General features: G+C 67.4%; 5 protein-coding genes. 4 read left to right on the plus strand and 1 reads right to left on the minus strand.

What is annotated here, in order from left to right:
- The first annotated feature begins 81 nt into the window (after positions 1-81).
- Positions 82-1173, plus strand: a complete 1092-nt coding sequence (gene lplAB, locus DWV11_RS15190) for a lipoate-protein ligase LplAB (RefSeq protein WP_115789760.1) — start codon at positions 82-84, stop codon at positions 1171-1173.
- On the opposite strand, the gene pepN is transcribed toward lplAB, so the two are convergent.
- Positions 1170-3800, minus strand: coding sequence for an aminopeptidase N (gene pepN / locus DWV11_RS15195; RefSeq protein WP_115789761.1), 2631 nt, complete (start codon positions 3798-3800; stop codon positions 1170-1172). The genes lplAB and pepN overlap by 4 nt on opposite strands.
- Before the next feature lie 203 nt (positions 3801-4003).
- On the opposite strand from pepN, the gene DWV11_RS15200 reads away from it, so the two are divergent.
- The 3 genes from DWV11_RS15200 to DWV11_RS15210 are packed head-to-tail and all read left to right on the plus strand — an operon-like array spanning position 4004 to position 7396.
- Complete coding sequence (locus DWV11_RS15200) at positions 4004-5563, plus strand: circularly permuted type 2 ATP-grasp protein (protein WP_115789762.1); 1560 nt, start codon at positions 4004-4006, stop codon at positions 5561-5563.
- Positions 5564-5621: 58 nt separating this feature from the next.
- Positions 5622-6548: an alpha-E domain-containing protein gene (locus tag DWV11_RS15205; protein WP_115789763.1), complete on the plus strand. Its 927-nt coding sequence runs from the start codon at positions 5622-5624 to the stop codon at positions 6546-6548.
- Positions 6545-7396 carry a transglutaminase family protein gene (locus tag DWV11_RS15210; protein WP_115789764.1) on the plus strand — a complete coding sequence of 284 codons (852 nt, stop codon included), beginning with the start codon at positions 6545-6547 and terminating at the stop codon, positions 7394-7396. Before DWV11_RS15205 ends, DWV11_RS15210 begins: the two co-directional genes overlap by 4 nt.
- The last annotated feature ends 93 nt before the right edge of the window (positions 7397-7489 follow it).

The raw sequence follows: 7489 nt of genomic DNA on the forward strand, positions 1-7489 counted from the left end.
CGCGTCCCGCCAGGGACGCGGGCTTTGCTGTTCCCGGGCCCGCGGTATGAGGCACAACAGTTTTCCGGCAGGATGGTGGACATGACTTCCAACGCCTCCGCACAAGGTTCTGCCACCGGCCGCCTCCACGGCGAATTCAAGGTCCCCGGCGGCAAGCTCGTCGTCGTGGACTGCCACGTGGCGGACGGCAGGCTGGCGGAGGTGTCCGTCAGTGGTGACTTCTTCCTCGAACCGGACGAGGCGCTGCAGGACATCAACCGCGCCCTCACCGGCCAGCCCGCGGAGTCGACGCCGGGGGAACTGGCCGCAGCAGTGGCGGCCGCGCTTCCGGCGGACGCCGTCCTGTTCGGCTTTTCGGCCGACGCGGTGGCGGTCGCGGTCCGGCGCGCACTGTCCAAGGCCAGCGGCTGGCTGGACCATCAATGGGAGGTAATCCCGCCGTCGGTCCTTCCCACACACGTAAATGTCGCCCTCGACGAGGTCCTCACCGAAGATGTCGGCGCCGGGCGGCGCAACCCCACCCTGCGTTTCTGGGACTGGGAAGAACCCTCGGTGGTGATCGGCAGCTTCCAGTCGATGCGCAACGAAGTGGACCCCGACGGCGTCGTGCGCCACGGGGTCACGGTGGTGCGCCGCATCAGCGGCGGGGGAGCCATGTTCATGGAAGCGGGCAACTGCATCACCTACTCCCTCTACCTGCCGCAGACCCTGGTGGACGGCATCAGTTTCGCCGACTCCTACGCCTTCCTGGACGCCTGGGTGATGGCGGCCCTGGAGAGCCTCGGGATCACGGCCTATTACGTGCCGTTGAACGACATCGCCACGGAACACGGGAAGATCGGCGGGGCCGCACAGAAGCGCCTGGCCAACGGCGGCATGCTGCACCACGTCACCATGAGCTATGACATCGACGCCGACAAGATGGTGGAGGTCCTGCGGATCGGCAAGGAAAAACTCTCCGACAAGGGCACGCGCAGCGCGAAGAAGCGGGTGGACCCGCTGCGCAGGCAAAGCGGCCTGCCCAGGGACGCCATCATCCGGGCGATGCACGACGTCTTCGCCGAACGCTACGGGGCCGTCGAATCCCGCGTCACCGATGCCGACCTGGCAGCCGCGCAGGAACGCGTTCGGACGAAGTTCGGCACCAAGGAATGGCTGTACAGGATTCCCTAGCCCGCCGCCCGCGGCACGGCCTGCGCGCGGAGGGCGCGGAGGAGGTGGTCGCGCTGCTCGAGGATGATCCGTCGCAGTGCCCGCGGCGCCTCCGCGTGCCCGGCCAGCCAAGTGTCCGTGCGGCGGAGCACACGGTGCTCCTCAGGGGCAGTGCCTTCGGGGAGGTCCTGCCCGGAGGGGAACAGCCCGCGCACGATCCGGCCGGCGATCTCGATGCTGCGCTCGTGCCACACGCGCTCCAGGCACTCGAAATACGGTTCGATGTAGTCATCCAGCATTCCGTCGGGCGCCGTCATGAAGCCAGCGATCGTGGCTCCCAGGATTTCGTTCGACAATTCCGTGGACTCCACGGCGGCTTTCCAGGCCGCGGCCTTCACTCCGGCGTCCGGCCGGGCCGCGGATGCGAGGGCATGGCCCTCCCGTCCCGAGGCCGTGGTGTCCCGCTCCAGTTCCGCATCGAGTTCGGCAAGCGTGGCCGCACCGTTTGCGGCGAGGGCCTGCCACAGGCTCCAGCGCAGCTCGGCATCCACCGTCAAGCCCTCAATGCCTTCAGTTCCGGCCAGCAACCCGCGCAGCAACGGTAGCTGTCCGCCGTCGTGCCGGGACAATCCGGCGAGGGTCCGCGCCCAGGCCAACTGCGGGTCGGATCCCGGAACCGCATCCCGGAGACGGGCCGCCGCCGTGTCGAGCAGGGCGCCGCGCACCGCGTCCCGCCGCGCGGCAGGCACATAGCGCTCCACCGCCGTCGCGGCGTTGCCGAGGACATTCAGCAGCACGCCGATACCGCTTTCCGCCGGGGCAAAGCGTTCGACGGCGGCCACGTACAGTTCCGCCGGCGTCGCGGCGTCGCGCGCCGAATCCCAGAGCGCGGTCCAGCAGAGCGCCCGCGCCATCGGGTCGCCGATCTTGTCCAGGGCTTCGCGCACAGTTGCCTCGGAGCGGGCATCGAGCCGGACCTTGACGTAACTGAGGTCCTCGTCGTTCACCAGCAGCAAGGCCGGCCGTGGCTTCCCGGCGAGGCCGGCCACCGCGGTTGCCGGTCCGTCGACGTCGAGCTCCACGCTGTTGGTTCGCTGCAGGGCACCGTCGCCGTCGAAGTCATAGAGCCCCAGCTTGAGCCGGTGCGGCCGGTGCTCCTGCCGGCCCGTGGTCTGATCCACCGAGTCCTGGCGCAGGGTCACCGAGTCCATGATCCCGCCGATGGCGCCGGCGCCGCCGTCGCCATCGACGATCTCCGCACTGATCGTCGAGATACCGGAGGTCTGCAGCCATTGCCGGCTCCAGCTGCCGAGGTCCCGCCCGGACGCAGCCCCGAGGGCCGCAAGCAGATCCGCCAGGGAAGTGTTGCCGAACGCGTGCTCACGGAAATACCGGCGGGAACCCTCGATGAAGGCCTCGAAACCGACGTACGCCACGAGTTGCTTCAGCACCGAAGCGCCCTTGGCGTAGGTGATGCCGTCGAAGTTCTGCTTCGCCGCTTCCAGGTCCGGGATGTCCGCGACAATCGGGTGGGTCGTGGGCAACTGGTCCTGCAGGTAAGCCCAGGCCTTGCGCTTGTTGGCGAAGTTCACCCAAGCCGTTTCCCAGGCGGTAGCGCGGTCCACGCCGAGGGTGCCCATGAAATCGGCGAACGACTCCTTGAGCCAGAGGTCGTCCCACCAACGCATGGTCACGAGGTCGCCGAACCACATGTGCGCCATCTCGTGCATCAGGGTGTTGGCCCGGGCCTCATACTGCGCATCGGTGGCCCGGGAGGTGAAGACGTACTTTTCGGTGAAGGTCACCAGGCCCGGGTTCTCCATGGCACCAAGGTTGTATTCGGGAACGAACGCCTGCTCGTATTTGCCCCACGGATAGGGGTAGTCGAAGAGCCGGTTGAAGAAGTCCAGTCCGGCCTTCGTCAGCGCGAACAATTCCGGAGCATCGAACGACTCCGCCAGGGACGCGCGGCAGTACAGGGCCAGCGGCACCTCAAGCCGGGTGCCGTCGTCGAGCACTGTGCTCCAAGCGTCCTCGGCACGGAAGTATGGCCCCGCCAGCACCGAGGTGATGTAGGTGGACATGCGCTTGGTGGTGGCGAAATCCCAGGTGCTGGCGTCCGGGTCGGTGGCCAGCGGGGCGCGGCCGGATTCCGCACCATTGGACGCCACGTGCCAATCCGACGGCGCCGTCACGTGGAAGCTGAACTCCGCCTTCAAGTCGGGCTGCTCAAAGTTCGCGAAGACGCGCCGGGCGTCGGCTGGCTCGTACTGCGTATAGAGGTAGCACTTGCCGTCGGCGGGATCGAAGAAGCGGTGCATGCCTTCGCCGGAGCGGCTGTACAGGGCGGTGCCGGTGACGATCACCTCGTTGTCGGCGGCCAGGTTCGGCAGGTGGATCCGGTTGCCGTCGACGGCGGCAGCCAGGTCCAGTTCCTTGCCGTTGAGGAAGACGCTGTGCACGCCGCCGTGGATGAAATCGAGGAAAGTGACCGAGCCGGGTTCCGCCGAGAAGGCGATGAAGGTGCGGCTGGTGTAGCCCTCGACGGCGGGATCCGCCGCGTGCCGCACATCCAGCGAGACGTCGTACCGGTGGGTGTCCACCACGGCGGAACGGACAGCTGCTTCATCTCGTGTGAGGTTTGACACTCATTTATCTAACCATGCATCGGCCCTGCCGGAGCGGGCGCCCGCGTGGCCGGGGCGGGCAGGTATATATTGGCAGCTACGGGGCCGGGGGATACCGGATCATGCACTTCCTTCCGGTGCCGGCACCGGCAGTGAGGGCGTGAAGTACGTCACATAATCGGCGTGAAATGCGCCCGTAATGAATAGGTGATTACCTGAGTCCCATGTCAGAGCTATTCCAGGATTATTCCGAGGCCGTGGCACGTTCCGGTGCTTATGACGAGATGTTCGCGCCGGGCCTGATCGTCAGGAGATCGTACGGCCAGGTCGAGGGGGCCCTGAAGGAGTTGTCGCTGGCAGATGTCAGTGCGCGTGCCGAATCGATGGCACGGACCTTCCTGGACCGCGGCGTCACGTTCGACTATGCGGGGGAAGAACGCCCCTTCCCGCTGGACATCGTGCCCCGCGTGATTCCCGCCGACGAATGGGAAACCCTGGAACGCGGCGTCGCCCAGCGCGTGCGCGCCCTCGAAGCCTTCCTCGACGACGTCTACGGCCGGATGTCCGTGGTGTCCGACGGCGTCATTCCGCGTCATCTCGTCACCACGAGCGCCCATTTTCACCGGGCCGTGCACGGCTTCGAACCGGCTGGCGGGGTGCGCGTCCACGTCTCCGGCATCGACGTCGTCCGTGATGCCGCCGGCACCTTCCGCGTCCTCGAAGACAACGTTCGCGTACCCTCCGGCGTCAGCTACGTGCTCGAGAACCGCCGCGCCATGGCCAAGGGCCTGCCCGAAGCATTCGGCCAGCAGCACATCCGTCCCGTCGAGGAATACCCGCGCCGCCTGCTGTCCGCGCTGCGCAAGACGGCACCGTCCGGCGTCGACGATCCCACCGTCGTCGTCCTGACCCCCGGCGTCTTCAACAGCGCCTACTTCGAACACACCCTCCTGGCCGGCCTCATGGGCGTGGAGCTCGTAGAAGGCCGCGACCTCATCTGCCGCGGCAACCGCGTCTACATGCGCACCACCGCCGGTGAACAGCGCGTGGACGTCATCTACAAGCGCATCGACGACGACTTCCTCGATCCGCTGCAGTTCCGCTCCGACTCCATGCTCGGCTGCCCGGGGCTCGTCAACGCGGCGCGCGCCGGCGGCGTCACCATCGCCAACGCAGTGGGCAACGGCGTCGCCGACGACAAGCTGGTGTACAGCTATGTTCCGGACCTCATCCGCTACTACCTGCACGAAGAACCGGTCATCGCCAACGTGGACACCTTCCGGCTCGAGGAGAAGGAAGCCCGCGAACACGTGCTGGACCGCCTGGACGAACTGGTCGTCAAGCCGGTGGACGGCTCGGGCGGCAAGGGCCTGGTGATCGGCCCGGCCGCGTCCAAGGACGAGCTCGACGCGCTGCGCCGGCGGATCCTCACGGACCCGCGCGGCTGGATCGCCCAGCCCGTGCTGCAGCTCTCCACCGTCCCCACCCTCTCGGGGGACAAGTTCGGCCCGCGCCACGTGGACCTGCGCCCCTTCGCAGTGAACGACGGCGACGACGTCTGGGTGCTGCCCGGCGGCCTGACCCGCGTGGCACTCAAGGAGGGCTCACTGATCGTGAACTCCAGCCAGGGCGGCGGCTCGAAGGACACCTGGGTGCTCTCCGATTCCCCGCAGTTGCCCGAACCGGACCTTCCGCGGCCGAGCATCAGCGTCCGCGAGCAGGTGTCCGTCTGGCCCGTCGAAAGCAACTGGCGCGACCGCCAATCGGAGCAGGAACAGCAATGAGCGCGTTCCAGCCCGCCCGTACTCTTGACCAGACCCCGAACCCCAAGGAGGCAGGCCCGTGCTGAGCCGTATTGCCGAGTCACTCTTCTGGATCGGCCGCTACGTGGAACGTGCCGACGGCACCGCCAGGATCCTGGATGTCCACCTCGAGCGCTTGAACCACCTTCCGCTCGACGAGCAGCGCAGCGTTGCCCGTGAGCTCCTGGCCGTGATGGGCGCACGCCCGCAGAGCGAGGAGTTCGGCCTGCCGGAACTGCTCCATGCCCTGGCCTACGACAAGTCCAACGCATCCTCGATCGCCGGATCCCTCGGGGCGGCGCGCGAGAACGCACGCCGCGCCCGCGAAACCGTCTCGTCCTCCCTGTGGGAATGCCTCAACACGACTTACTACGGGCTGAACCAGCACCGCAAGGACGTGGTGGGCACCTACCGCTTCTGCAACTGGGTCCTGGAACGCACGGCCATGGCCCGTGGCCTCGCCGACACCACCGTGAGTCACGACGAAAGCTGGCTCTTCCTGGTCCTCGGCCGGTCCCTGGAACGCGCCGATATGACCGCCCGCATGCTCTCCACCCGGGACGTGCTCTCCGCGGGCATGTCCTGGGTGAACATGCTGCGCTGCGCCGGAGCGTACGAGTCGTTCCTGCGCACCCGGCGGGCCGCCTTCGGCGACCAGCACGCCGCGGAGTTCCTGCTCCTGGACCGGCTTTTCCCGCGCTCCATTGTCTTCGCCCTGCGTGACGCCGACGAGTGCCTGGCCAAGCTCGACCCCTCGGCCCAGCGCGTCGGCTTCATCAACGACGCCCGCCGGATCGTGGGCCAGGCCAGGACCTTCCTCGAGTTCCACCGCACGGACGACCTCATGGCGGAACTGCCCGAGCACATGGACCGTGTGCAGAAGGCAGTCACGCAGGCCTCCGACGCGATTTCCCGTAAGTACTTCAATCAGGCGGATGAATTGGCCTGGGTGGGAGAAGTTTCATGACCCGGCTGAGCATCGTCCACAAGACCGCGTACAAGTACAACAAGCGGGTCACCCTGTCCTACAACGAGGCGCGGATGACCCCGCTGACGGACCCACAGCAGGTGGTCCTCGAATCGTCGCTGAAGGTCACGCCGTCGCAGGCCGCGGTCAGCAGCTACCGCGACTACTGGGGCACCCGCGTCACTGCCTTCGACATGCAGATGCCGCACGAGCGGCTGGAGGTGCTCGCCACGAGTACCGTCGAAGTGCACCGGGTCGAGAAGGTCGCGCTGCCGGAGCAGATTGTCGATTGGGCGACGCTCGGGTCCGACTCCGTGCGGGACCAGTTCAGCGACTGGCTGCCGCAGTCCCGCCTGAGCGGCCCCGGCGACGAAGTCCTTGCCATCATCCCCGGGGTGGTAGCGGGCCGGAATCCGCACGACGCGGCCATGTCTGTTTTCGAATGGATGCGCGGTGAGATGACCTACATGAAGGGCAGCACCGGGGTGACCACAAACGCCGAGCAGGCGTGGACCCAGCGCCAGGGCGTCTGCCAGGACCTTGCGCACCTGGCGATCGGCTCCTTGCGCAGCTGCGGTATCCCGGCGCGTTACGTTTCCGGGTACATCCACCCGCGCTCGACGGCGGAAATCGGCGAGACCGTGGCCGGCCAGTCGCACGCGTGGCTGGAGTGGTGGGACGGCGAGTGGCGCAGCTGGGACCCCACCAACCACAAGCCGGCGGGCGACCACCACGTGACTGTGGCCCGCGGCCGCGACTACCGCGACGTGCCGCCGCTGAAGGGCATCCTGTCCGGCGGCGGGGGATCGGCACTGACCGTGACCGTGGAGATCACCCGCCTGGCCTAAGGCGGCTTAACACACGAGAGCGGGGCGCCGGATGATCCGGCGCCCCGCTCTCGTCTGTCTTGCCTGGCTTACCAGTCTTGCCTGGCTTACCAG

This window comes from Arthrobacter silvisoli (assembly GCF_003369445.1).
Classification (GTDB): Bacteria; Actinomycetota; Actinomycetes; order Actinomycetales; family Micrococcaceae; genus Arthrobacter; species Arthrobacter silvisoli.

What these genes read in the sequence shown, in the direction of transcription:
- DWV11_RS15200 (WP_115789762.1), top strand. Translation starts at nt 4,004, where the DNA reads ATGTCAGAGCTATTCCAGGATTATTCCGAGGCCGTGGCACGTTCCGGT.
- DWV11_RS15210 (WP_115789764.1), top strand. Translation starts at nt 6,545, where the DNA reads ATGACCCGGCTGAGCATCGTCCACAAGACCGCGTACAAGTACAACAAG.
- lplAB (WP_115789760.1), top strand. Translation starts at nt 82, where the DNA reads ATGACTTCCAACGCCTCCGCACAAGGTTCTGCCACCGGCCGCCTCCAC.